Here is a 24,905-nt window from a genome sequence, read left to right on the forward strand (position 1 = left end):
GGCCGCGTCCTAGGCGGCGCGGCCCAGCGCCGGCCAGCTCGCCCGCGGTCCGACCAGCCCCGGCGGCGGCACGAAGTGCCCGATGGCGTTCATGCCCGTGGGCACGCCGAGCCGGGCCGCGAGCCGGCCGGCGTCGTACGGCGCGTGCACCTTCACGTCGTTGTCGAAGTAGCAGAACACGTCGCGGCCGCCGCGCCGGCGCACCTTGAGCGGCGAGGCGAGGCGGGCATCGGGCACCTGCGTGCCGTCGCGCCAAGCGGCCATGCGCGCGGCCCAGCGGTTGAGCGCGTCGTCGCCGTAGCCGCTCGCGTAGAGCTCCTTGTCGCCGTGCAGGCGCACGTAGACGAAGTCGGCGGTCAGGTCCTCGATCAGCGGCCAGCGCCCGGCGGTGTCGGCGACCACCAGCGCGATGCCGTGCTTGCGCAGCAGCGCGATGAACGCCGGGTCGACGAAGCTCGGGTGGCGGATCTCGACGGCGTGGCGCAGGCGCCGGCGGCGATCGATCGAGAGCTCGGCGCGGCCTTCGAGCCGGCCGTCGTGCTCGCGCGCGAGCTCGCGCGCCGCTGCGGTGTCGCGCGGCAGCAGGTCGAAGAACGTGTCGAAGCGATCCGGGTTGAACGCGAGCTGCGGCGGAAACTGCCAGAGGATCGGCCCGAGCTTGCCGCGCAGCCGGAACACGCCCGAGGCGAAGAATTTCGCCAGCGCGACCCGCACGTTGTTGAGCTTGAGCATGTGCGTGATGTAGCGCGAGCCCTTCAGCGCGAACACGAAGTCGTCGGGCGTCTCGTCGTGCCACGCCGCGTAGAGCTCGGGGCGCTGCAGCGAGTAGAACGAGCCGTTGACCTCGATCGTCGGCAGCATGCGCGACGCGAACGTCAGCTCGCGGTGCTGCGCGAGGCCCGGCGGATAGAACACGCCGCGCCACGGCGGGTAGCGCCAGCCCGAGATGCCGATGCGGAGCTCGCCGTGAGCCATGCCGCGGCGAAGCAAACGGAGCGCCCGCGCCTCCTGCGCGGCGTCGCGGGGGCTCAAGCTTTCGCGGCTTCGACGACCCGCGCGACGAGCTGCATCACGGCGTCGGTCTGCGCGCGCAGCTGGGCGCGCCGCGGCGACGTCGCGGCGGTCGCGATCGCGAGGCGGTGCTCCGGCACGAAGAGGGCGAACTGGCCGCCGTAGCCCCAGCCCCAGACCACGCGGCGCGCGCCGATCGCGCCGGTGAACCAGAGATAGCCGTAGCCGACGTCGTCGACCGGCGCGACGCGCCAGTCGGCCGGGCCATGGCGGGTCGTGCTCTCGGCGACCCAGTCGGCCGGCAGCACCTGCTGGCCGCGCCACTTGCCGCCGTCGCACATGGTCCAGGCGAGCTTCGCGAGGTCGCGCGGCCGCAGGGCGAGGCCGCCGTAGGCGAGCGGGCGGCGCTGGCGGTCGCGGCGCCACGAGTAGCGGCCGATGCCGAGCGGCGCGAAGAGGTCGCGCGCGGCCAGCATCGCGAGGCTGGTGCCTTCGGCCTCGGCCAGGATCGGTCCGACGAGGCCGACCACCGGGTCGTTGTAGGTCCAGCCCGACGGCGGCGGTACGCCGCGCGGCTGGCCGAGCGCGACCGCCACCGGGTCGGGCGCGTTGGCGAGATCGCTGCTGTCGAAGATGTCCCAGGCGAAGCCGCTGCGCCCCGCGAGGATCGCGCGCAGCGTGAGGCCGCCGAGGGCGGAGTCGGGGTTCTTGCGTATCGCGTCGGGCAAGAGCTCGCGCACCGTCGCATCGAGGCGGCCGCGGAGGGTGCCGCGCTCGAGCGCCTTGCCGACCAGCATCGACGTGACGCTCTTGGTCACCGAGTTGATCGGCTGCAGGTCGTCGGGCTCGGCGCCCGCGTAGTAGCGCTCGCCGAGCAGGAAGCCGTCGCGAACGACGACCATGCCGCGCAGGCCCTCGACCTTGACGCCGTCGTCGAGCACCGCCGTGAGCGTCGGCGCCGGGATGCCGTGGCGCTCGGGCGAAGCCTCCTGCCACTCGACGGTCGGCACGTCGAGCAGGGCCACGGTATCGCGGCGCAGCGGCTGGGTGCCGCGCGGCGACGCGCAGCCGGCAAGGCCGAGCGAACCGGCGATGAGCAGGCGACGACGGGTCGGGGGCATGAACGGGCGCTCCTCGTGGCGGACAGGCTGCGCGTTCCGGGCACGAAGCGCGCCCGGCTGCCCTCGCCGACGTCCGTTCGACCGCGCCGCTCGCGCGAGCGCCTCAGGCCTCCGACAGCTCCTCGTGCAGGCAGAGGATGTTGCCTTCGGTGTCGACGAACCAGGCCGCCTTCTCGGCGCCGAGCACGCACACGTGTCCGACCGTCTTGAGGCCCGGGAAGTCGTAGTCCTCGAACACCACGCCGGCGCGCTCGAGCTCCGCGATCGTTCCGGCGATGTCGCCGACGCGGAAGCTCACCGCGGTGTGGTCGGCCTTGGTGCCGCCTTCCTTGGGAAAGAGCGCGAGCGTGCTGCCGCCGCAGACGTAGGTGAACTTGCCGTCGGGGCGCAGCTCGCCGGGCCGGAGGCCCAGCTTGCCCTCGTAGAAGTCCCGGGCGCGCTGCAGGTCCTTGACCGGCAACATGGTGGTGACGGGTGAATCGGCCAGCATGGACGGCTCCCTCCGTGGCGGCGCTCGATTCTGCGCCGCCGGTCGGCGCGGCCGCAAGCGGGGCGGCTCGAGCGCCCGTTCCGGCTATTCTCCGGCGCGCCCCTTCGCGATTCATCGGCCTCGACCGCGACACCTCTTCCGATGCTGACCCTCCTCTTCGACGGCGTCGCCTACGGCATGCTGCTTTTCGTGCTGGCCGTCGGCCTGGCGGTGACGCTGGGGCTGATGAACTTCATCAACCTCGCGCACGGCGCGTTCGCGATGGCCGGGGGCTACATCACGGTGCTGCTGATGAACCGGCTGGGCGTGCCGTTTCTGGCCTGCCTGCCGATCGCCTTCCTCGGGGCGGCGCTGCTCGGCGCGATCCTCGAGCCGACGCTCTACCGGCGCATGTACGCCAAGCCGCACCTCGATCAGGTGCTGTTCTCGATCGGCCTCGTCTTCATGGTGGTGACCGCGGTCGACTACACCGTCGGGTCGATGCAGCAGATCATCCGGCTGCCGGACTGGCTGCAGGGTCGCCTGCCGATCGAGGCGGTCGGCATCGGCAAGTACCGCCTCTTCATCATCGTGGTCTGCGCCGCGCTCACGCTGGTGCTGCAGTGGACGATCTCGCGCACGCGCTTCGGCGCGCGCCTGCGCGCATCGGTCGACGATCCGCGGGTGGCCGGCGGCATGGGGCTCGACGTCAACCGCATCTTCCTGCTCACCTTCGCCGTCGGCTCGGGCCTTGCCGGGCTCGGCGGCGCGCTCGGCGCCGAAGTGCTCGGCCTCGAGCCGTCGTTCCCGCTCAAGTTCATGATCTATTTCCTGATCGTCGTCTCGGTCGGCGGCACGACGACGATCACCGGCCCCCTGCTCGCCGCGCTGCTGCTGGGCATCGCCGACGTCGCCGGCAAGTACTACGTGCCCAAGCTCGGTGCCTTCATCGTTTACAGCCTGATGATCGTGATCCTCCTCATGCGCCCGCAGGGCCTGTTCGCGCGGGCGGGCGCCCGATGAGCGCGTCGCCCGGCGCCGCCGCGCCGATCCCGGTGTCGACCGCGCAGGACCCGCGCGGCGCGATCGCGCGCAGCCTGGGGCGCCACGCGCGCTGGCGCTGGTGGGAGTTCGCGCTGATCGCCGGCCTCGTGCTGAGCTGGTTCGTGCTGCCGCAGCACGCGCTGATCCTCAAGGAGATCGCGATCGTCGCGATCTTCGCGATGTCGCTCGACCTCGTGCTCGGCTACGCCGGCGTGGTCTCGCTCGGCCACACCGCGTTCTTCGGCTTCGGCGCGTACGGGGCGGCCCTCTTCGCCAAGCACGTGATGCCCGACCCCTGGGTCGGCCTGGCGTTCGCGATCGGCGTCAGCACGCTGCTCGGTGCGGTGACCAGCGTGCTGATCCTGCGCGGCAGCGACCTCACGCGGCTGATGGTGACGCTCGGCGTCGCGTCGATCCTCTACGAGCTCGCCAACAAGCTCGACCACATCACGGGCGGCGCCGACGGGTTGCAGGGCGTCGTGATGGGGCCGCTCCTCACGCCGTTCGGCGCGTTCGACTTCGACCTCTCGGGGCGGGTCGCCTACGCTTACGCGCTCGCGGTGCTGATCGTCGTGCTGTTCCTGATGCGCCACCTGGTGCTGTCGCCGTTCGGCGCCTCGCTGCAGGCGCTGCGCGACAACCGCCTGCGTGCCACCAGCATCGGCATCTCCACCAACTGGCGCCTGGTCGCGGCGTACACGGTGGCGGGCGGCATCGCCGGCGCGGCCGGCGCGCTGCAGGCGCAGACCGGCGGCTTCGCCTCGCTCGACGTGTTCGACTTCCACCGCAGCGCCGAGGTGCTGCTGGTGCTGGTGGTCGGCGGCACGGGGTACCTGTACGGCGGCATCTTCGGCGCGATCGTCTTCACGCTGCTGCGCGACCTGATCGCCGCGTGGACGCCGCAGTACTGGAACTTCTGGCTCGGCCTCTTCCTGGTGGTGCTGGTGCTGGTCGGGCGTGACCGCTTCATCCGCCCCTGGACCTGGTTCGGAGCGCGCCGATGAGCGCCGTTCCCCTCGCATCGGCCCCGCCGGCCGCCGGCATGCCGGCGGGCACCGCCACCGTCCTCGAGACGCGCTCGCTCGTCAAGCGCTTCGGCGGCCTGGCGGCGACCGACGACGTGTCGCTCAAGGTCGAGCGCGGCGCCCGCCACGCCCTCATCGGCCCGAACGGCGCCGGCAAGACGACGCTGATCAACCTGCTGACCGGCGTGCTCGAGCCGACCTCCGGAACGATCGCGCTCGACGGCGCCGACATCACGCACCTTGCGCCGCATCGGCGGGTGCGCCGCGGCGTCGTGCGCACGTTCCAGATCAACCAGCTCTTCAATGCCCTGACGCCGCTGCAGTCGCTCGCGCTCGCGGTGTCGGTTCACCTCGGGCGCAGCGCGCGCTGGTGGCGCCCGCTCGGCAGCGATCCGCGCGTGGTGGAGTCGACCGAGCGGCTGCTGACGCAGTTCCGCCTCGCCGACGTGATGAACCAGACCGTCGGCGAGCTCGCCTACGGCAAGCGCCGCCTTCTGGAGATCGCGACCGCGCTCGCCTGCGAGCCGCGCGTGCTGCTGCTCGACGAGCCGGTCGCCGGCGTTCCCGAAGGCGAGCGCCAGGAGATCTTCGAGACCATCAACGCGCTCCCGGCGGACGTGTCGATCCTTCTCATCGAGCACGACATGGACCTCGTCTTCAACTTCGCCAGGCGCGTCACGGTGCTCGTCAACGGCGCGGTGTTCGCCGAAGGCGACGTCGCGACGATCTCGAACGATCCGCGCGTCAAGGCGGTGTACCTCGGCGAGGACGTGCATGGCTGACCTGCTCGCGGTGCGCGGACTGAAGTCGGGCTACGGCCAGGCGGTGGTGGTGCAGGGCGTCGACCTCACGCTCGAGGCCGGCCATTCGCTCGCGCTGCTCGGCCGCAACGGCACCGGCAAGACGACGCTGCTCAACTCGCTGATCGGCGTGACGCGGCGCCACGCCGGGACGATCGCGCTCGACGGCGTCGACCTTACGGCGCTGGCGTCGCACCGGCGCGCCGCCGCCGGCATCGGCTGGGTCCCCCAGGAGCGCAACATCTTCAAGTCGCTCACGGTCGACGAGAACCTCACCGCGGTCGCGCGGCCGGGCCCGTGGACGGTGCAGCGCGCCTACGAGATGTTCCCGCGCCTTGCGGAACGGCGCGCCAACCTCGGCAACCAGCTCTCGGGCGGCGAGCAGCAGATGCTCGCGGTGGCGCGTGCGCTGGTGCTCAACCCCAAGCTGCTGCTGCTCGACGAGCCGCTCGAGGGCCTCGCGCCGATCATCGTGCAGGAGCTGCTGGCATCGATCGCCCGCGTGGTCCGCGACGAAGGCATGTCGGCGATCATCGTCGAGCAGAACCCGCGCCTCATCCTGCCGATCACCAGCCGTGCCGTGGTGCTCGACCGCGGCGCGGTGGTGCACGAGGGCGCGAGCGCCGAGCTGCTCGCCGACCGGGAGCGGCTCGACCGCTGGCTCGCGGTGGCGCAGCACTGACCACGTCCCCGCGCGAGGCGCTGCCCGGGCTGACACGCTGTCCCACGGCGCTTGCGCAGCGCGGTCGGACACGTCGCGGCGGCGCACCTCGTCGATCGTCGGGAGCCGTCATTGCGGGGCGGCCGCAGGTTCCGGGAAGCGCTCGACCACGGGGCCGGCGGTGCGCACCGTCGCCTCAGGCAAACAACTCCAACCTTCTTTACCGACATTCATCACGAGTCGGGCCCTCGACTCGTCAACAGCGCGAACCGTACGTCGTTTTCTTCATCACAGTGGGGTGTCGACCACCGCCAGCGGAAGAGAGGTTCGGAACGCGATGGACATGTCGAACATGCGGTTCATGGAGCCCGTTCCGGGCGCGGCGGATACGAGCGGGCGCTTCGGCTATCCGCGGCCACAGCTCGAGCGTGCGCAGTGGAGCTCGCTCAACGGCACCTGGCGCTTCTGCATCGACAACGAGCGGCGCTTTCGCACGCCGCGCGACGTCGACGCCTGGCCGCGCACCATCGAAGTGCCGTTCCCGCCCGAGTCGCGCGCCAGCGGCATTGCCGATCAGGGCTACCACCAGGCGTGCTGGTACCAGCGCGAGTTCGCGGTCGCCAGGGACGAGGGCCGGGTGATCCTGCACTTTGGTGCCGTCGACTACTCGGCCCGCGTGTGGGTGAACGACACCCTCGCGGCGGTCCACGAAGGCGGTCATACGCCGTTCTCCGTCGAGATCACCGCACTGCTGGGCGAGGGTGGCCTGCAGACCGTGACGGTGTGCGCGGAGGACGATCCGCACGACCTCGCCAAGCCGCGCGGCAAGCAGGACTGGGAGCGCGAGCCGCACTCGATCTGGTACCCGCGCACCACCGGCATCTGGCAGACGGTGTGGCTCGAGGTGGTTGGCCGCACCTACGTCGAGTCGGTGCGCTGGACGCCGCGCGTGGAGGATTTCGCGATCGGCTTCGAGGCCCGCGTGAGCGGCGACGCGGCGGACGACCTGTCGATCGACATCCGCCTCAGCTGCGGCGAGCGTCTGCTCGCCCACGACCGCTACCGCGTGGTCGACCGCGACGTCGATCGATCGATCGCGCTGCCCGACCCCGGCATCGAGGACTTCCGCAACCGGCTGCTCTGGAGCCCGGAGCGCCCGACGCTGATCGATGCGCGCATCCGCCTGCTGCGCGGCGACGAGGTGATCGACGAGTTCACGTCGTACACGGCGCTGCGCTCGGTGAGCGTGCTGCGCGACCGTTTCATGCTGAACGGCCGCCCTTATCTTCTGCGGATGGTGCTCGATCAGGGCTACTGGCCCGAGAGCCTGCTCGCCGCGCCGAACGATGCCGCGCTGCGCCGCGACGTCGAGCTCGCCAAGACGATGGGCTTCAACGGCGTGCGCAAGCACCAGAAGATCGAGGACCCGCGCTACCTCTACTGGGCCGACCGCCTCGGGCTGATGGTCTGGGAAGAGATGCCATCGGCCTATCGCTTCACGCCGACCGCGGTGAAGCGCACCGTGAAGGAATGGACGGAGGTGATCGCGCGCGACTACAGCCACCCCTGCATCGTGGTCTGGGTGCCGTTCAACGAGTCGTGGGGCGTGCCCGAGCTCGCGTCGGTGGGCGAGCAGCGCCATGCGGTCCAGGCGCTCTACCACCTCACCAAGACGCTCGACCCGACCCGTCCGGTTATCGGAAATGACGGCTGGGAAAGCTGCGCGACCGACATCATCGGCATCCACGACTACGACGCGAACACCGAGCACATGCGCCAGCGCTACGGCCCCGAGTCGAACACCGAGGAACTGTTCGACCGGCGCCGCCCGGGCGGCCGCGTGCTGCTGCTCGACGGCTATCCGCACCGCGGCCAGCCGATCATGCTGACCGAGTTCGGCGGCGTGGCGTTCGCGCCCGAGGGCTGCACCGGCGCCGACATCTGGGGCTATTCGAATGCCGACCACGCGGAGGAATTCGCCGGCAAGTTCGAGAAGCTGATGCAGACCGTGATCCACACGCCGCTCTTCAGCGGCTTCTGCTACACGCAGTTCGCCGACACGTTCCAGGAGTCGAACGGCCTGCTCGGCGCCGACCGCTCGCCCAAGATCCCGCTCGAGCGGATCGCCTCGGCGACCCGCAGCCGCCGCTCGCACATCGCGTGCGGGGTGTAGGCGCCGGCTCGCCGGGGGGCCGAGGGCGCGGGGCGCCCGTGCACGGGCGCGCCGCCGGGCGTCAGGGAGCGGCGTTGCCCCCGCCGCGGCGTGCGCTCACGAGCTTGCCGATCGCCAGCACGACGAGCGCGCCGGCCACCCCGAAGCCGTAGCGCACGGCGTCGGTCTGCGGCACGTGGCCGACGATCGCCGGGTCGGTGACCGCCATGGTTCCGGCGATCCAGCCGAGCAGCATGCCGCCCAGCGTGATGATGAACGGGAAGCGGTCCATCAGCTTGAGCACCAGCTGGCTGCCGCCGATGATGATGGGGATCGACACCAGGAGGCCGAAGATCACCAGCGGCATCTTGTGGTCGCCGCCCGCGCTCTCGGCGGCGCCGGCGATCGCGATCACGTTGTCGATGCTCATCACCAGGTCGGCCACGATGACGGTCTTGACCGCCGACCAGAGGCGGTCGCTGCCTTCGATCTCGCCGTGCCCTTCGTCGTCGGGGGCGAGCAGCTTGACGCCGATCCACAGCAGCAGCAGCGCGCCCACGATCTTGAGGTACGGGATCTGCAGCAGCGTGAGCGCGAAGAAGATCAGGATCACGCGCAGCAGGATCGCGCCGACCGTGCCCCAGATGATCCCCTTGCGGCGCTGATCGGCCGGGAGCTTGCGGCACGCGAGGGCGATCACCACCGCGTTGTCGCCGCCCAGCAGGATGTCGATCATGATGATCTGACCGACCGCGAGCCAGAAGGCGGGGGTGAGGAACTGTTCCAAGGCGGGTCCTGACGAGCGCGCGACGGCGGCGGGTTGAGGCGAATTGCGGCGGATGTTAGCGGCGTTGCCTGGCGGCCCGAAGCGGTCGGCCGCGTGGCGTGCAGCGCCGCTGCGTCAGCCGCGCTGCAGCGGCAGCTCGAGCGGCAGGCCGACGTAGTTCTCGGCGAGCGCGGTCGACGCCGCGACCGAGTGGACGAGGTAGTCGAGCTCGGCGGCCTGGATGCGCTGGCCGAACGCGCCGGTCTCCGGGAACTTGTGCATCAGCGAGGTGAACCACCACGAGAAGCGCTCGGCGCGCCAGACCCGGCGCAGGCAGCGCGCCGAGTAGGCGTCGATGCCGGCGTCGCTGCGCTCGGCGTAGTGCTCGCCGATGGCCGCGGCAAGGTAGCCGACGTCGGCGGTCGCCAGGTTGAGCCCCTTGGCGCCGGTGGGCGGCACGATGTGCGCGGCGTCGCCGGCCAGCAACAGGCGCCCGAAGCGCATCGGCTCGGCCACGAAGCTGCGCAGGGGCGCGATGCTCTTCTCGATCGAGGGCCCGGTGACCAGCGACTCGGCGGCCTCGGGGTCGAGGCGCGCCCGCAGCTCGTCCCAGAACGCGGCGTCGCTCCACGCGTCGGCGTCGTCGAGCGAGCACTGCACGTAGTAGCGGCTGCGCGTCGGCGAACGCATGCTGCAGAGCGCGAAGCCGCGCTCGTGGTTCGAGTAGATGAGCTCGTGCGACACCGGCGGGGTGTCGCTCAGCACGCCCAGCCAGCCGAAGGGGTAGACGCGCTCGAAGGTCGTGAGCGCGACGGCCGGCACGCTCTGGCGACAGACGCCGTGGTAGCCGTCGCAGCCGGCGATGAAGTCGCAGTCGACGCGTTGCGCGCTGCCGTCCTTGGCGGTGTAGGTGACGTACGGCCGGGCGCCGTCGAAGTCGTGCGGCGTCACCTGGGCGGCCTCGTAGACCGTCGGCAGGCCTGCGGCGCTGCGCGCCTGCATCAGGTCGCGCGTCACCTCGGTCTGGCCGTAGACCGTCACCCGCTTGCCGCCGGTCAGCGCGTGCATGTCGATGCGATGCCGCGCGCCGCCGAAGCAGAGCTCGATGCCGTCGTGCGGCAGGCCCTCGGCGTGCAGGCGCTCGGCGACGCCAGCCTGCTCGAGGAGGTCGACCGTCACCTGCTCGAGCACGCCGGCGCGGATGCGCCCGAGCACGTAGTCGGCGCTGCGCTGCTCGATGACGACGGCGTCGATGCCGGCCTTGTGCAGCAGCGCGCCCAGCAGCAGGCCCGACGGGCCCGCCCCGATGATCGCGACCTGGGTTCTCATGGGAGCCTTTCCGTATCGGTGGAAGTGGTGAGCGGCGCGGCGCAGTTGGCGCAGAAGCGCGCACCCGGCGTCACGGCGTGCCCGCACGCGGGGCAGAAGCGCGTGGCGGGCGCGGCCGGCGCGCTCGCGGCGCTGCCGCCGGCGAGCGCCGCGGCGGTGCGCAGGTGGTGCTGCACCTGAGCCGCCGATGCGCCTTCTCCGGGCCCGAGCATCGCGCGCTCGCCGGCGTTCAAGGCGGCAATGCGGGTCTCGTCCTCGCCGCTGAACGGCGCCACCAGCACGCTCTGGCTGCGCGCGAACTGCATCAGGTCGGCGGCCAGTGCCTGCGCGTCGGCGTCGGTCGAGAACATCGCCGTCACCTGACGCGGCGCGTCCTTGCCGAACACCACCGACTCGATGCGCGCACGCCAGACCCTGAGCGTCATCGACTCGGTGCGCACCACCGTGTTGTCGGTGTTCATGCGGCTCGAGAAGTTGTTGCCGGTGCCGATGCGCGAGGTCTGGTAGCTGCCCATCAGCTCGACCCAGGTCAGCATCGACTCGAAGTTGAAGCGGCCCCAGAGGCGGGCCGCGGACTGGAAGCAGAACATCGCCACCAGCGCGAGGATGGCCGAGGTGCCGGCGAGCGAGAAGCGGTTCTGCTGCCACGGCACGGTGACGTCGAAGCCGTGCACGAAGACCAGCGCGATCGCGCAGGCGAGAGCGACCAGAACGGTTGCGAAGACGTCGAGCGCGAGCAGCGCGCGGTAGCGCGGCGCCTGCAGCGCCACCGCGAACGTCGGCGCCCTGGTGCCCGACACCGGGATCGGCTGGCTCTCCTGGAGCAGCTCGCCGGCGAAGGCGCCGCTCGGCGTCGAGGCGTCCGTCGCCGGGTCGATGCGCGCGTAGCGCCGGTTCGGGATGCGCTCGGTCCACGCCGCCTGCAGGATGCGGTCGAGCTCGTCCATCAGCATCGCCGGCGGCGCGTTCATCGAGAGCCGGTGCTGCTCGACGCTGGCGCGCGTCTGCGGCGCGGCGTCGACCTGCGCGAGCACGGCGGCCATCGAGAGTGCGCAGGCGACCAGCGCCGCTCCGAGCATCACGAAGGTCTGCGTGTTGACCGAGAAGTTGCCGAGCGACGGCAGGTGCGGCGCGACGAGGCCGATCGCGACCGGCGCCAGGATCGCCGCCGCCACCAGGCCGACCAGCGCGGCGATGCTGACGCGCGCCCGGCCTTCGGTCCACACGGGCCGCAGCAGGAACACCACGCCGAACACGAAATAGAGGATGCCGATCCACGGCCGCGTCGCCGCCGACCCGAACACCAGCCACGAGACGATGAAGCTGAGCAGCGTCGCCGCGATCGCCGCCAGGTTGAACATGGTGCGGCGCGCCAGCTGCTGCACCGCGCTCGGGGCGGTGATCAGCGTCGGCACCCAGTGGTAGAGCAGGCCCTCGACGGCGCCCACCGGCTCCTCGTAGGTGAGGCCGCCCTGACGCATCAGCTCCTTGAGGGCGTCCGCACGCGGCGAGGTTCCGGTGACGCCGGGCGGCAACTCCTCCGCCAGCGACTTCGGCCGGCCGCGCCCGAAGAAGAAGCGCAGGCGGGTCGACGCCGTCGCGCCGGCCACCACGCCGCCCGAGAGCAGCGCCAGTCCGACCAGCAGCGGCGCGGCAACGCGGCCGAGCGCGCTCTCCTGCATCGCGCCCTGCGCCCAGAAAAGGCAGGTGACGCCGGCGCCGGCCAGCAGCACGGCGCACAGCGCGAGCAGCCGGTTCTGCAGCTGGTAGGGGTTCGGCAGCTCGAGGGTCTTGGACCCCGAGCCGTACTCGTACGCCATCGGAAGCCTCGCGGGACGCAGGGTTGCGGGCGAGTGTAGGGGCGAAGGCTCGCGCGGCTGCGCTACGCTCCGCCGGCCGGCCGGTCCCGCCGCGTCGCGCCGGTGCGTCCTCGACGAGAGGGCGCTTCGCGTCGGCGTTCGGTTCACGGGAGACTGCGCGATGGCTGACCCGAAGGCTCGCTTCCACTGGGACGACCCCCTCCTGCTCGACGCCCAGCTCACGGACGACGAACGCGCGATCCGCGACGCCGCCGCGAGCTACTGCCAGGAGCGCCTGCTGCCGCGCGCGACCGAGTCGTTCCGGAACGGCACCACCGATCCGGCCATCTTTCGCGAGATGGGCGAGCTGGGCCTCTTGGGCGCGACCATTCCCGAGGCCTACGGCGGCGCCGGCCTCAACTACGTCTCGTACGGCCTCGTCGCGCGCGAGGTCGAGCGCGTCGACTCGGGCTATCGATCGATGATGAGCGTGCAGTCCTCGCTCGTCATGGTGCCGATCAACGCGTTCGGCACCGAGGCGCAGAAGCAGAAGTACCTCCCGAAGCTCGCGCGCGGCGAGTGGATCGGCTGCTTCGGCCTGACGGAGCCCGACCACGGCTCCGACCCCGGCGGCATGGTCACGCGGGCCAGGAAGGTCGAGGGCGGCTATTCGCTCAGCGGCGCCAAGATGTGGATCACCAACAGCCCGATCGCCGACGTGTTCGTCGTCTGGGCCAAGGACGACGAGGGCGCGATCCGCGGCTTCATCCTGGAGAAGGGGATGAAGGGCCTCACGGCCCCCGCGATCCATGGCAAGGTGGGCCTGCGCACCAGCATCACCGGCGAGATCGTGCTGGACGGCGTGTTCTGCCCCGAGGAGAACGCGTTTCCGGACGTCAGAGGGCTCAAGGGCCCGTTCACCTGCCTCAACAGCGCCCGATACGGGATCGCCTGGGGGGCGCTCGGCGCGGCCGAGGACTGCTTTCATCGCGCCAGAAGCTACGTGCTCGAGCGCAAGCAGTTCGGCCGGCCGCTTGCCGCCAACCAGCTCGTGCAGAAGAAGCTCGCCGACATGCAGACCGAGATCGCTTTGGGCCTGCAGGGGTGCCTCAGGCTCGGGCGGATGAAGGACGAGGGGATCGCCTCGCCCGAGATCACGTCGATCATGAAGCGCAACTCGTGCGGCAAGGCGCTCGACATCGCACGGGTGGCGCGCGACATGCTGGGCGGCAACGGCATCTCGGACGAGTACGGGGTGATCCGCCACGTCGTCAACCTCGAGGTGGTCAACACCTACGAGGGCACGCACGACGTGCACGCGCTGATCCTCGGCCGCGCGATCACGGGGATCGCGGCGTTCGGCGGCTGAAGACCCGCCAGTTCGCCGGCTCGAGCGCGCTGCGGTTCGGGCGGGCGTGACGTCCTCACGCGGCCCGCGGACTCAAGCGCTTGCGCGCCGCGCCGATAACGGTTCACAGGTTTCGGGCGTGGTTGCCCGAGCGGTTCCGGTTCTCCGCATGAAGGTCGCCCACCCCGATTTGATCGACGTCCAAGCCCTGCGTGTCGGGATGTTCGTGCATCTCGACATGGGCTGGATGTCGCACCCGTTTCCGACCAGCAGCTTCAAGATCAGCTCGCCGGCGCAGATCGCGACGATCCGCTCGCTCGGCCTCAAGCGCGTCTACTGGAGCCCGCAGCAGAGCGACGCCACGGTCGGCGGCGTGGTGCCGGCGCAGACGCGCCCGGCCGACCTCGTCGACGCCGCGCCGCCCGGCGCGGCCAGGGCCACCGCGAACGCGGACGTGGCCGAGGTGCCCACCGACGAGGTCGCAGCAGCCGAAGCGGCCCAGCGCGAGGCGCGCGAGCGCGCCATGCGGCGGCGCCGGCTGGTGGTGCAGCGCGCCGCCCAGAAGGCGGCGCAGCGCCAGTACGCCGCGGCGACGCAGGCGTTCAAGCAGGCCGCCGCGCTGGTCCTCGTCCGGCCCGCCGACGCGCGCGCCGAAGCCGAGACGCTCACCCGCACGCTGATCGACAAGATGGTCGGCGACGGCGAGCTCACGGTGCGCCTGCTCACCGAATCGACCGGCGACAACGCGTCGGCGCACGCGGTGAACGTGTCGGTGGTGTCGATGCTGATGGGGCGCTGCTTCGGGTTCGACGAGGCCGAGCTGCTCGACCTCGGGCTCGGCGCGCTGCTGCACGACATCGGCAAGATCAAGCTGCCCTCGCGCCTGCATCACTTCGACGAGAGCCTGCTGCCGAGCGAGAAGCGCGCCTATCGCGAGCACGTGGCGCTCGGCGCCGCGCTCGCCGAGTCGATGCAGCTCACCCCCGGCGCGACCGCGGTGATCGAGCAGCACCACGAGGCGGTGAACGGCAGCGGCTTTCCGGCCGGCCTGAACGGCGACCGCATCACGCTGGCGGCGCGCATCGTCGCGCTCGTCAACCGCTACGACAAGCTGTGCAACCCGCCGGCCGCCGCGCGCGCGCTGACGCCGCACGAGGCGCTGTCGACGCTGTTCGCGAATGGTCAGGCCACGTTCGACGCGACCCTCCTCAACCGCTTCATCAAGATGATGGGCGTGTACCCGCCGGGCTCGACGGTGCAGCTGACCGACGATCGGTATGCAATGGTGGTGTCGGTGAACTCGACGCGCCCGCTCAAGCCGCGCGTGCTGGTCTACGAGCCCTCGGTGCCGCGCGAGGAGGCGCTGCACCTCGACCTCGAGACCGCCGACGGGATCGGCGTGCGGCGCAGCATCAAGCCGACGCACCTGCCGCGTCCGGCGCTCGACTACCTCGCGCCGGCCCAGCGCGTGGCGTACTTCTTCGAGCCGTTCACCCCCGAGCTCGAGCCGGCCTGACGCGCCGGCCGGCGTCGCGCGGCTCGTCATCCGGGCCGGCGACTTGCTTGCAGCAACCGCAATCGCCGTGCGGTCCCTGCGGCCGCCCGGTGCGACTCGCTAAAGTTGCGCCAGGAGGTTGCGCCCGGATGTCTGCCGTCGAAGGAATCCTCGAACACAAGCTCGGCTCGCTCACCCTGCCGCTCGCCGTCGTGCTGCCCGGCGGAAGCCGCATCGGCCCCGCCGACGCCGCGGTCACCGTGCGCCTGAAGGAGCTCGGCCCGCTCGCCCACATCGCGTCGGGGCAGGTCGGCAAGGTCGGCCAGGACTACGTCGACGGCCGGCTCGACATCGACGGCAGCATGCGCGACCTGATGGACATCGGCGCCGAGCTGATGGGCGCCGACCCGACGCGCCCGCCCGCGGTGCCGCCGCCGCTCGCCTGGGTGCGCGAGCTCGCCCTGGTGCTGCGCTCGCGCAAGCGCCACAGGCCCGAGACCGACGCCGAGCAGATCCAGTTCCATTACGACGTCTCGGACGATTTCTACAAGCTCTGGCTCGACCCGCTCAGGCTCTACTCGTGCGCGTACTACGCGTCTTCCGAGATGACGCTCGCGCAGGCGCAGGAAGCCAAGCTCGACCACATCTGCCGCAAGCTGATGCTGCAGCCGGGCGAGCGCTTCCTCGACATCGGCGCCGGCTGGGGCGGCCTGCTCATGTGGGCCGCCGAGCACTACGGCGTGCGCGGCCACGGCATCACGCTGAGTCGCAACCAGCACGCGCACGTGAGCCGGCTCATCGACGAGCGCGGGCTCGCCGGCCGCGTGTCGGTGCAGCTGCTCGACTACCGCGACCTGCCCGAGAGCGAGCCGTTCGACAAGATCGCGTCGGTCGGCATGTTCGAGCACGTCGGGCGGGCCCAGCTGCCGCGCTACTTCGACAAGATCCACCGCCTGCTCAAGCCCGGCGGCCTTCTCATGAACCACGGCATCACCGCGGGCGGCACCCAGAACGACCGCCTCGGCGCCGGCCTCGGCGACTTCATCGAGCGCAACATCTTTCCGGGCGGCGAGCTGCTGCACGTCTCGCACGTGCTGCGCGTGATGAGCGAGGCCGCGCTCGAGCCGGTCGACGTCGAGTCGCTGCGCCCGCACTACGCGAGGACGCTCTGGGCCTGGAGCGACGCGCTCGAGGCGCGCCTCGACGAGGCGGCCAAGGTGACGCGCCCCGAGGTCGTGCGCGCGTACCGGCTCTACCTCGCCGGCAGCGCGATGTGCTTCGAGCGCGGCTGGCTGTCGCTGCACCAGATGCTGGGCGCGCGCCGCACCGGTTCGGTGACCGACGGTCCGATGCGCGGCGCACAATCGGTCTTTCCGTTCAATCGCAGCTACATGTACGCGCCGCGGCGCCAGGGCAACCCATGATCTACAAGTTCAAGTCCAAGGCCGCGGGCGACCTGATCATGCTCGAGGGCCCGGGCGAGCAGGTGCTGCGCATCGTCGGCAAGGAGCCGTCGCCGCGCGGGATCATCGAGGCGGCCGCGCTGCCGGCGGCGATCGACGCGATCGAGCGCGCGATCGAGGCCGACGAGGCGCGCTCGCGCGCGATGGAAGGCGACGTCACCGACGGCGACACCGCCACTCGCGACGACGATCGCGCCGACGGCCGCGGCAACCGCCGCGTCACGCTGCGCCAGCGGGCCTGGCCGATGCTCGAGATGATGCGGCGCGCGCTGGCCGAGAAGGCCGACATCACCTGGGGCACGTGAGAAGCCGGACCGGCTTTCCCGGCCCGTTCACGAGGAGGCATCGATGAGACTCTGGAGCCGCAACTGGACCGACGGCGAGCCGCTGCCCGAGCGCCACGCCGCCGGCCGGATCGACCCGGCAGGCGGCGTCACGTTCGCCGACGACGTCAACCCGCACCTGGCGTGGGACGGGGTGCCGCCCGGCACGCGCTCGCTGGTGCTGACGTGCCACGACGTCGACGTGCCGAGCAGCGGCGAGGACGTCAACCAGAGCGACCGCGAAGTGCCGGCGAGCCTGCCGCGCGTCGACTTCTTCCACTGGTCGCTGGTCGACATCGATCCGACGCGCAGCGACGTCGACGAAGGCAGCTTCAGCAGCGGTTTCATCACGCGCGGCAAGCCGGGCCCGCGGGTCGAGATCCCGGGCTGGCAGGGCACCCGCCAGGGCCTCAACGACTTCACCGGCTGGTTCGCCGGCGACGAGGCGATGAAGGGCGAGTACTTCGGCTACGACGGTCCGTTCCCGCCGTTCAATGACTCGCTGATCCACCACTACGTGTTCACGCTGTACGCGCTCGACGTCGAGCGCGCCCCGGTCGACGGCAGCTTCGGCGGCGCCGAGCTGCGTGACGCGATCCGGCCGCACGTCCTCGCGAGCGCCACCATCGTCGGCACGTACACGCTGAACCGGCGCCTGCTCGCGCGTTGATGGCGTCGAGCGACGAGCCGACGCTGACCCGCGTCATCGCGATCCGCCATGGCGAGACGGCCTGGAACGCCGATGCGCGGATGCAGGGCCACCTCGACATCCCGCTCAACGAGACCGGGCGCTGGCAGGCGCGCCGTCTCGCGGCGGTTCTCGCCGACGCAGGCATCGACGTCATCTACACGAGCGACCTGTCGCGGGCGCGCGAGACCGCCGAGATCGTCGCTGCCGCCGCCGGCTGCCCGCTGCGCGTCGACGCCGCGCTGCGCGAGCGCTGCTTCGGCGTGTTCGAAGGCCACGCGTTCCGCGAGATCGAGGCGCGCTGGCCCGACGACGCGGCGCGCTGGCTGCGGCGCGACACCGACTTCGCGCCGAGCGGCGCCGAGACGCTGGTCGACTTCTGCGCGCGCACGACCGGCGCCGCGACGCGCATCGCCGCCGCGCATGCCGGTCAGACCATCGCCATCGTCGCCCACGGCGGCGTGCTCGACTGCCTCTATCGGGCCGCGACCCGCGTCGACCTGCAGGCGGCGCGCTCTTGGCAGCTCGGCAATGCCGCGATCAACCGCTTGCTCCATACCGCGCAAGGTTTCACGCTGGTGGGCTGGGGCGACGTGCAGCACCTGGACGCACCGGCGCTCGACGAGAGCAATGACGGCAGCGCGCTTGCCCGGCCGGGGCAGCAGGTGCGCGCGGCGGGCGGGCGCTGAGCCGATCGCGTCCGCTGCCTTTCGTGGGGTGCCGCCCGCGGGCGCACCGGCGGTGAGGGCGTTGCGACGGTTCGGCATCGCGTTCGCGGCTCCGGTCGCAGCCCCCGCCCAGGAGGCGCCGCGATGAAGCACTCGTTCGATTCACGCGAAGCCGCCGCGGCACGCGCCGCGATGGTCGAGGAGCAGCTGGTCGCGCGCGGCATCGCCGACCCGCGCGTGCTCGACGCGATGCGGCAGCTTCCGCGTGAGGCCTTCCTGTCGGCGGCCACGAGCGCGGCGTACGCCGACTCGGCGCAGCCGATCGAGGCTGGGCAGACCATTTCGCAGCCCTACATCGTCGCGCTGATGGCGGAGGCGGCGCGCATCGGCCCCGCCGATCGCGTGCTCGAGGTCGGCGCCGGGTCGGGCTACGCGGCGGCGGTGTGCGCCGCGCTCGCCGCCGAGGTCTATGCGATCGAGCGCCACCCGCAGCTCGTCGAGATCGCGCGCGCCCGCTTGGAGCGCCTCGGCATCGCCAACGTGCACCTGCAGGCCGGCGACGGCACCCTCGGCTGGCCCGACGCGGCGCCGTTCGACGCGATCCTCGTCTCGGCGGCCGGGCCACGCGTCCCCGAGTCGCTGCGCAGCCAGCTCGCCGAAGAGGGTCGCCTCGTGATGCCGGTCGGGCGCCGCCACGCCACGCAACAGCTCGTCAGGGTCACGCGCGGCGCGAACGGCTTCGTCGAGGAGCACTTCGCGGCGGTCGCCTTCGTGCCGCTGATCGGCGCCGAGGGTTTCGAGTCGTCCTGAGCGCTCGAGGTCGCGGGCGCGGACGCGAGGCGCGCGTCGCCGGCGAGTGGTCGGCATCGCGCGCACGCTGCGGCCAGGCGCGCTGCGCGGCGTCGGCTAGGGCAAGCCCCGTGAGGGCTTACCCCCGACGGCGCGCGCGATACACGCCGGAGGGGCTTCAACGTTCGTAGACTGCGCCGTCCCGTCTGCTGAAGACCGTTCAGCCTACCGAACCATGGGAAGCGGCCGCCGAGCCACCCCGATGAACGCCGTCCACGCCGCTCCGTCCGTCACGCCCTCGCGCGCCGTCGCGCCGGGCGGCACCGCCCTCGTGCCGGCGGTCACGCGTGCGCTCTCGTTGCTCGAGCGGCTCGCCGGCACGCGCGAGCCGATGAGCCTCGGCCGGCTCGCGAGCGACCTCGCGCTTCCCAAGAGCAGCGTGCACGGCCTGTGCAACACGCTGATGTCGTTCGGCTACCTGCGGCGCCAGCCGGACGGCGCGTTCCTGATCGGCCCGCGCGTGATGAGCCTCGCGGAAGCGTTCGTCGCCGGCACCGACGTCGCCCGCGAGTTCAACGCGCTGTGGTCCGAGGGCGGCGCGCCCGAGGAGACCGTGGTCCTCTCGGTGCTCTCGGGTGGCGACGCGCTCTACGTCGCGGTGCGCAACAGCGCGCGTCCGCTCGGCCTCGCGTTCAATGTCGGCATGCGTCTGCCGGCGTATCTCACCGGCACCGGCAAGGCGATGCTCGCGTTCCGGCCGCTCGCCGAGGTGCGTGAGCTCGTGCCCGCCGGACCGCTCGCGCGTCTCACGAAAAAGGGCGCGCCCGACGTCGAGACGCTGCTCAAGGAGCTCGCGCTGGTGCGCCGGCGCGGCTACAGCATCGACGACCAGGGCGTGCGCGAGGGCGTGTATTCGTTCGGCGCGCCGGTGTTCGACGCCTCCGGGCAGGTCGTCGCCGGCGTCGCCGTCTGCATCAACAAGGCGCTGCTCGGCGCGTCGCGCGGCAAGCGCCATCAGGCCGAGGCCCTCGCCGTCGCCGAGGCGCTGACCCGACGCCTGGGTGGCGAGGTGCCCGCGCTGCCGCGTGCACGCGCGACGAAAGGCAGCGTTCGATGACGAGCCCCGACCACATTCTCGAGACGCGCCAGCTGACCAAGGAGTTCAAGGGCTTCGTTGCGGTCAACAAGGTCGACCTGCGGGTGCGCCGGGGCACCATCCACGCGCTGATCGGGCCCAACGGCGCCGGCAAGACGACCTGCTTCAACCTGCTGACGAAGTTCCTCACGCCGACGTCCGGGCAGATCCTGTTCGACGGCACCGACATCACGAACGAGAAACCGGCGCCGATCGCGCGCCGCGGCGTGGTGCGCTCGTTCCAGATCTCGGCGGTGTTCGCGCACCTCTCGGTGCTCGAGAACGTGCGCGTGGCCCTGCAGCGCCAGCTCGGCACGTCGTACCACTTCTGGAAGCCCGAGCGCTCGCTGCGTCGCCTCGACGCGCGCGCGCTCGAGCTGCTCGAGGCGGTCGACCTCGCGTCGTACGCGGCGATCCCTGCGGTCGAGCTGAGCTACGGCCGGAAGCGCGCGCTCGAGATCGCGACGACGCTCGCGATGGACCCGAAGCTGATGCTGCTCGACGAGCCCACGCAGGGCATGGGCCTCGAGGACGTCGACCGGATCCGGCAGCTGATCAAGAAGGTCGCCGCCGACCGTACCGTGCTGATGGTCGAGCACAACATGAGCGTCGTTTCGAAGATCGCCGACACCATCACCGTGCTGCAGCGCGGCGCCACGCTCGCCGAAGGCCCGTACGCCGAGGTGTCGCGCAACCCCGCGGTGATCGAGGCCTACATGGGCAGCGCGCAGACCGAACTGGTGGGGGCGCACTGATGCCGAGCTTCCTCGAAGTGCGCGACCTGCACGGCTGGTACGGCGAGTCGCACGTGCTGCACGGCGTCGACTTCGACGTCGCCGAAGGCGAGGTCATCACGCTGCTCGGCCGCAACGGCGCAGGCCGCACCAGCACGCTGCGCGCGATCATGGGCCTCATCGGCGCGCGCAAGGGCTCGATCAAGGTGCGCGGCACCGAGACGATCGGCCTCGCGACGCATCGCATCGCGCGCCTCGGCGTTGGCTACTGCCCCGAGGAGCGCGGCATCTTCTCGAGCCTTTCTGCCGAGGAGAACCTGATGCTGCCGCCGGTGCTCTCCGGCGGCGGCATGAGCGTCGAGCAGATCTACGCGATGTTCCCGAACCTCGCCGAGCGCAGGGCGAGCCAGGGCACCCGGCTCTCCGGCGGCGAGCAGCAGATGCTCGCGGTGGCGCGCATCCTGCGCACCGGCGCGCGCCTGCTGCTGCTCGACGAGATGTCCGAGGGCCTCGCCCCGGTCATCGTGCAGAAGCTCGCCGAGATGGTCGTCACGCTGCGCAAGAGCGGCTACACGATCGTCATGGTCGAGCAGAACTTCCGCTTCGCGGCGCCGCTCGCCGACCGTTTCATGGTGATGGAGCACGGCCGGGTGATCCAGTCGTTCACGCAGGCCGAGCTGCCGTCGCGGCTCGAGCGCCTCCACGAGTACCTCGGTGTCTGACGCGTGGCGTCGACGACCCTTTCCACACCCGTTCTTCCACAGGAGCAATCGATGAAACTCAGAACCCTTCCGACCGCATGCGCGCTTGCCGCGACGCTGCTGCTCGGCGCCGGCGCCGCCCAGGCCCAGGTCTCCGGCGACGTGATCCGCATCGGCTTCATCACCGACATGTCGGGCCTCTACGCCGACATCGACGGACCGGCGGGCGCCGAGGCGATCCGCATGGCGGTCGCCGACATGGGCGGCAGCGTCGCCGGCAAGAAGATCGAGGTGCTGGTCGCCGACCACCAGAACAAGCCCGACGTCGCCGCGGCCAAGGCGCGCGAATGGTTCGACCAGCAGGGCATGGACGTGCTGGTCGGCGGCACCAACTCGGGCACCAGCCTCGCAATGGCGAAGGTCGCGGCCGAGAAGAAGAAGCCCTTCCTCGCGATCGGTGCCGGCAGCTCGGCACTCACCAACGAGCAGTGCACGCCGTACACGGTCCACTACGCCTACGACACCACCGCCCTCGCCAAGGGCACCGCGCCGGCGGTGGTCAAGTCGGGCGGCAAGAGCTGGTACTTCCTGACCGCCGACTACGCGTTCGGCACGGCGCTGCAGACCGACGCCACCAACGCCGTCAAGGCGGCCGGCGGCAACGTCGTCGGCTCGGTGCGCCACCCGCTGTCGGCGAGCGACTTCTCGTCGTTCCTGCTGCAGGCGCAGTCGAGCAAGGCGCAGATCCTCGGCCTCGCGAATGCCGGCGGCGACACGATCAACTCGATCAAGGCAGCCAACGAGTTCGGCATCACCAAGTCGATGAAGCTCGCCGGCCTGCTGATGTTCATCAACGACGTGCACTCGCTCGGCCTCAAGGCCACGCAGGGCATGTACCTCACCGACAGCTGGTACTGGAACCAGTCGGCCGAGTCGCGCGCCTGGAGCAAGCGCTTCTTCGAAAAGTTCAAGCGCATGCCGTCGTCGCTGCAGGCGGCCGACTACTCGGTCACCCAGTTCTATCTGAACGCCGTCAAGGCGGTCAACACGGACGACGGCGACAAGGTCATGGACCAGATGCGCAAGACCAAGGTCAACGACATGTACGCCAAGAACGGCTACATCCGTCCGGACGGCCGCATGGTGCACGACATGTTCCTGATGCAGGTCAAGACGCCGGCGCAGTCGACCACGCCCTGGGACTACTACAACGTGGTGGCGACGTCGAAGGGCGAGGACGCGTTCACGACCAAGGCCGAGAGCAAGTGCCCGCTCTGGAAGTGACGCCGACCCGCGCCTGACCGGCGCGACCCCGGCCGCACGCCCGCCCGATCGAGGCGGCGTGCGGCCGGACCCGGCACCGGCCGGAGAACCGCATGAACCCATTCGACATCCCGATCCAGGCCTTCCTCGGCCAGCTCCTGCTCGGTCTCGTGAACGGCTCGTTCTACGCGATGCTGAGCCTGGGCCTGGCGGTGATCTTCGGCCTGCTCGGCATCGTCAACTTCGCCCACGGCGCGCTCTACATGATCGGCGCCTACGTCGGCTTCGTGCTGCTCGAGAACTTCGGCGTCAACTACTGGCTCGCGCTCGTCATCGCGCCTCTGCTGGTCGGCGTGCTCGGCGTGGTGATCGAGCGCCTGCTGCTGCGGCACCTCTATCACGTCGATCCGATCTACGGGCTCCTGCTGACGTTCGGGCTTGCGCTGATCGCCGAGGGCGTGTTCCGCAGCCAGTTCGGCGTGTCGGGACAGTCGTATCCCGTGCCCGAGCTGCTGCAGGGCGCGACCGACCTCGGCTTCATGATCCTGCCGAACTATCGCGCGTGGGTCGTGGTCGCCTCGCTCGCGGTGTGCCTCGGCACCTGGTACCTGATCGAGCGCACGCCGCTCGGCGCCACGCTGCGCGCCGGCACCGAGAACCCCAAGCTCGTGCAGGCGTTCGGCATCAACGTGCCGCGCATGGTGATGCTGACCTACGCCGCTGGCGCGGGCCTGGCGGCGCTGGCCGGCGTGCTCGCCGCGCCGGTGATCCAGGTCAACCCGCTCATGGGATCGAACCTCATCATCATCGTGTTCGCGGTGGTCGTGATCGGCGGCATGGGCTCGATCCTCGGCTCGATCATCACCGGCCTCGCGCTCGGGCTCGTCGAAGGTCTGACCAAGGTCTTCTACCCGGAAGCGTCGAGCATCGTCGTGTTCGTCATCATGGCGATCGTGCTGATGATCCGGCCGACCGGCCTGTTCGGGAAGGAAGCCTGATGGCCGCGCAACCCTCTGCCGCCACGGCGGCCATCAGCCCTGCCGCCGTGCCCGTGAACGCGGCCTCGGACCCCTCGCGGCTCGGCCGCGTCGCGGTCTGGATCGGCCTCGCGCTGCTCGTGGTCGCGCCCTTCATCGGGCTCTACCCGGTGTTCGTGATGACCGCGCTCTGCTTCGCGATCTTCGCGTGTGCGTTCAACCTGCTGCTCGGCTACACCGGACTGCTCTCGTTCGGCCACGCCGCGTACTTCGCCGCCGCGGCCTACGGCACCGGCTGGCTGGTGCGTTCGGCGGGCCTTTCGCCCGAGCTCGGCGTGCTCGCCGGCACCGCGGGCGCCGCGCTGCTCGGCCTGGTGGTCGGGATGATCGCGATCCGGCGCCAGGGCATCTATTTCGCGATGACGACGCTGGCGCTCGCGCAGATGGTCTATTTCGTGTTCCTGCAGGCGCCGTTCACCGGCGGCGAGGACGGCCTGCAGGGCGTGCCGCGCGGCAAGCTGCTCGGCGTCGTCCCGCTCGCCAGCACCGTGCGCGAGCCGCTGTTCGGCGTGATCCCGCTGCCGCCCGACGTCGTCATGTACTTCGTCGTGCTCGCCGTCTTCATCGCGGTGTTCCTGTTCATCCAGCGCATCGTCCACTCGCCGTACGGCCAGGTGCTGAAGGCGATCCGCGAGAACGAGCCGCGCGCGGTCTCGCTCGGCTACGACGTCGACCGCTACAAGCTGCTGGCGTTCGTGCTGTCGACCGCGCTGGCAGGGCTCGGCGGTTCGCTGAAGGCGCTGGTGCTCGGCTTCGCCACCCTCACCGACGCGCACTGGTCGCTGTCGGGCGAAGTGGTGCTGATGACGCTGCTCGGCGGCATGGGCACCTTCGTCGGGCCGGTGCTCGGCGCGTTCACGATCATCGGCCTGCAGAACCTGCTCGCCGACCGTGCCGGCGAGTGGGTCAACGTGATCATCGGGGTCATCTTCGTGGTCTGCGTGGTCGCGTTCCGGCGCGGCTTCGTCGGCGAGCTGCTCGCCTGGCAGCGCCGCCGGCGCGGCTCGTGACCGCCCTCCGCGGCGAGTGAACCGGGTCGGCGGCGGGGTCGGCGTCGCGCGACGCGGCACCTCGGTAGACTGTC

24 protein-coding genes are annotated in these 24,905 nt (G+C 71.1%); 18 read left to right on the forward strand and 6 right to left on the reverse strand.

Annotated elements, in window-relative coordinates:
• Positions 1-9: 9 nt before the first annotated feature.
• From HQN59_RS03625 to HQN59_RS03635, 3 genes are all read right to left on the reverse strand, one after another.
• A complete protein-coding gene (locus HQN59_RS03625) occupies positions 10-975 on the reverse strand; it encodes a DUF72 domain-containing protein (RefSeq protein WP_176066104.1) in 966 nt (321 codons plus the stop codon).
• Between the two features lie 53 nt (positions 976-1,028).
• On the reverse strand, positions 1,029-2,132 hold the full coding sequence (locus HQN59_RS03630) for a serine hydrolase domain-containing protein (protein ID WP_176066106.1): 1,104 nt from the start codon (positions 2,130-2,132) through the stop codon (positions 1,029-1,031).
• A 103-nt stretch (positions 2,133-2,235) separates the two neighbouring features.
• The gene (locus tag HQN59_RS03635; protein ID WP_176066108.1) at positions 2,236-2,622 is read right to left on the reverse strand and encodes a VOC family protein; all 387 of its coding nucleotides are present in this window, start codon (positions 2,620-2,622) and stop codon (positions 2,236-2,238) included.
• 141 nt (positions 2,623-2,763) lie between these two features.
• Here HQN59_RS03635 and HQN59_RS03640 point away from each other — a divergent pair, with 141 nt between their 5' ends.
• The 5 genes from HQN59_RS03640 to HQN59_RS03660 all read left to right on the forward strand — a co-directional run bounded on the left by HQN59_RS03640 (position 2,764) and on the right by HQN59_RS03660 (position 8,304).
• Positions 2,764-3,624: a branched-chain amino acid ABC transporter permease gene (locus HQN59_RS03640; protein WP_176066110.1), complete on the forward strand. Its 861-nt coding sequence runs from the start codon at positions 2,764-2,766 to the stop codon at positions 3,622-3,624.
• A complete protein-coding gene (locus tag HQN59_RS03645) occupies positions 3,621-4,649 on the forward strand; it encodes a branched-chain amino acid ABC transporter permease (protein ID WP_176066112.1) in 1,029 nt (342 codons plus the stop codon). The genes HQN59_RS03640 and HQN59_RS03645 overlap by 4 nt, the downstream gene beginning before the upstream one ends.
• Positions 4,646-5,452, forward strand: a complete 807-nt coding sequence (locus HQN59_RS03650; protein WP_425342679.1) for an ABC transporter ATP-binding protein — start codon at positions 4,646-4,648, stop codon at positions 5,450-5,452. Before HQN59_RS03645 ends, HQN59_RS03650 begins: the two co-directional genes overlap by 4 nt.
• Positions 5,445-6,152, forward strand: coding sequence for an ABC transporter ATP-binding protein (locus HQN59_RS03655; protein WP_176066114.1), 708 nt, complete (start codon positions 5,445-5,447; stop codon positions 6,150-6,152). The genes HQN59_RS03650 and HQN59_RS03655 overlap by 8 nt, the downstream gene beginning before the upstream one ends.
• A gap of 316 nt (positions 6,153-6,468) precedes the next feature.
• Positions 6,469-8,304 (forward strand): glycoside hydrolase family 2 protein, encoded by a 1,836-nt coding sequence (locus HQN59_RS03660; RefSeq protein WP_246294645.1) that lies wholly within the window; start codon positions 6,469-6,471, stop codon positions 8,302-8,304.
• Between the two features lie 61 nt (positions 8,305-8,365).
• Here HQN59_RS03660 and HQN59_RS03665 read toward each other — a convergent pair whose 3' ends face one another.
• The 3 genes from HQN59_RS03665 to HQN59_RS03675 form a co-directional block, all read right to left on the reverse strand.
• Complete coding sequence (locus HQN59_RS03665; RefSeq protein WP_176066116.1) at positions 8,366-9,070, reverse strand: TerC family protein; 705 nt, start codon at positions 9,068-9,070, stop codon at positions 8,366-8,368.
• A gap of 114 nt (positions 9,071-9,184) precedes the next feature.
• Entirely contained in the window at positions 9,185-10,378 is a 1,194-nt protein-coding gene (gene pobA, locus HQN59_RS03670; RefSeq protein WP_176066118.1) for a 4-hydroxybenzoate 3-monooxygenase, read from the reverse strand.
• Entirely contained in the window at positions 10,375-12,198 is a 1,824-nt protein-coding gene (locus HQN59_RS03675) for a zinc ribbon domain-containing protein (protein WP_176066120.1), read from the reverse strand. Before HQN59_RS03675 ends, pobA begins: the two co-directional genes overlap by 4 nt.
• 160 nt (positions 12,199-12,358) lie before the next feature.
• On the opposite strand from HQN59_RS03675, the gene HQN59_RS03680 reads away from it, so the two are divergent.
• The 13 genes from HQN59_RS03680 (at position 12,359) to HQN59_RS03740 (ending at position 24,831) form a co-directional block, all read left to right on the forward strand.
• Positions 12,359-13,546, forward strand: coding sequence for an acyl-CoA dehydrogenase (locus HQN59_RS03680; protein ID WP_176066123.1), 1,188 nt, complete (start codon positions 12,359-12,361; stop codon positions 13,544-13,546).
• 148 nt (positions 13,547-13,694) lie between these two features.
• Positions 13,695-15,041 (forward strand): HD-GYP domain-containing protein, encoded by a 1,347-nt coding sequence (locus tag HQN59_RS03685; protein ID WP_176066125.1) that lies wholly within the window; start codon positions 13,695-13,697, stop codon positions 15,039-15,041.
• Positions 15,042-15,169: 128 nt separating this feature from the next.
• Positions 15,170-16,444 carry a class I SAM-dependent methyltransferase gene (locus tag HQN59_RS03690; protein ID WP_176066127.1) on the forward strand — a complete coding sequence of 425 codons (1,275 nt, stop codon included), beginning with the start codon at positions 15,170-15,172 and terminating at the stop codon, positions 16,442-16,444.
• A complete protein-coding gene (locus tag HQN59_RS03695) occupies positions 16,441-16,788 on the forward strand; it encodes a DUF1840 domain-containing protein (protein WP_176066129.1) in 348 nt (115 codons plus the stop codon). The genes HQN59_RS03690 and HQN59_RS03695 overlap by 4 nt, the downstream gene beginning before the upstream one ends.
• Before the next feature lie 43 nt (positions 16,789-16,831).
• Positions 16,832-17,476, forward strand: coding sequence for a YbhB/YbcL family Raf kinase inhibitor-like protein (locus HQN59_RS03700; RefSeq protein ID WP_176066131.1), 645 nt, complete (start codon positions 16,832-16,834; stop codon positions 17,474-17,476).
• On the forward strand, positions 17,476-18,183 hold the full coding sequence (locus HQN59_RS03705) for a histidine phosphatase family protein (RefSeq protein WP_176066133.1): 708 nt from the start codon (positions 17,476-17,478) through the stop codon (positions 18,181-18,183). Before HQN59_RS03700 ends, HQN59_RS03705 begins: the two co-directional genes overlap by 1 nt.
• Before the next feature lie 123 nt (positions 18,184-18,306).
• Entirely contained in the window at positions 18,307-18,972 is a 666-nt protein-coding gene (locus tag HQN59_RS03710) for a protein-L-isoaspartate(D-aspartate) O-methyltransferase (protein WP_176066135.1), read from the forward strand.
• Positions 18,973-19,213: 241 nt separating this feature from the next.
• Complete coding sequence (locus tag HQN59_RS03715; protein ID WP_176066137.1) at positions 19,214-20,068, forward strand: IclR family transcriptional regulator; 855 nt, start codon at positions 19,214-19,216, stop codon at positions 20,066-20,068.
• Positions 20,065-20,841: an ABC transporter ATP-binding protein gene (locus tag HQN59_RS03720; RefSeq protein WP_176066138.1), complete on the forward strand. Its 777-nt coding sequence runs from the start codon at positions 20,065-20,067 to the stop codon at positions 20,839-20,841. Before HQN59_RS03715 ends, HQN59_RS03720 begins: the two co-directional genes overlap by 4 nt.
• The gene (locus HQN59_RS03725; RefSeq protein ID WP_176066140.1) at positions 20,841-21,542 is read left to right on the forward strand and encodes an ABC transporter ATP-binding protein; all 702 of its coding nucleotides are present in this window, start codon (positions 20,841-20,843) and stop codon (positions 21,540-21,542) included. Before HQN59_RS03720 ends, HQN59_RS03725 begins: the two co-directional genes overlap by 1 nt.
• A 51-nt stretch (positions 21,543-21,593) precedes the next feature.
• Entirely contained in the window at positions 21,594-22,805 is a 1,212-nt protein-coding gene (locus tag HQN59_RS03730; protein WP_176066142.1) for an ABC transporter substrate-binding protein, read from the forward strand.
• 92 nt (positions 22,806-22,897) lie between these two features.
• Positions 22,898-23,782: a branched-chain amino acid ABC transporter permease gene (locus HQN59_RS03735; RefSeq protein WP_176066144.1), complete on the forward strand. Its 885-nt coding sequence runs from the start codon at positions 22,898-22,900 to the stop codon at positions 23,780-23,782.
• A complete protein-coding gene (locus HQN59_RS03740) occupies positions 23,782-24,831 on the forward strand; it encodes a branched-chain amino acid ABC transporter permease (protein WP_176066146.1) in 1,050 nt (349 codons plus the stop codon). The genes HQN59_RS03735 and HQN59_RS03740 overlap by 1 nt, the downstream gene beginning before the upstream one ends.
• Positions 24,832-24,905: the final 74 nt, after the last annotated feature.

The organism is Rhizobacter koreensis, from assembly GCF_013366375.1.
Taxonomy (GTDB): domain Bacteria; phylum Pseudomonadota; class Gammaproteobacteria; order Burkholderiales; family Burkholderiaceae_C; genus Schlegelella_A; species Schlegelella_A koreensis.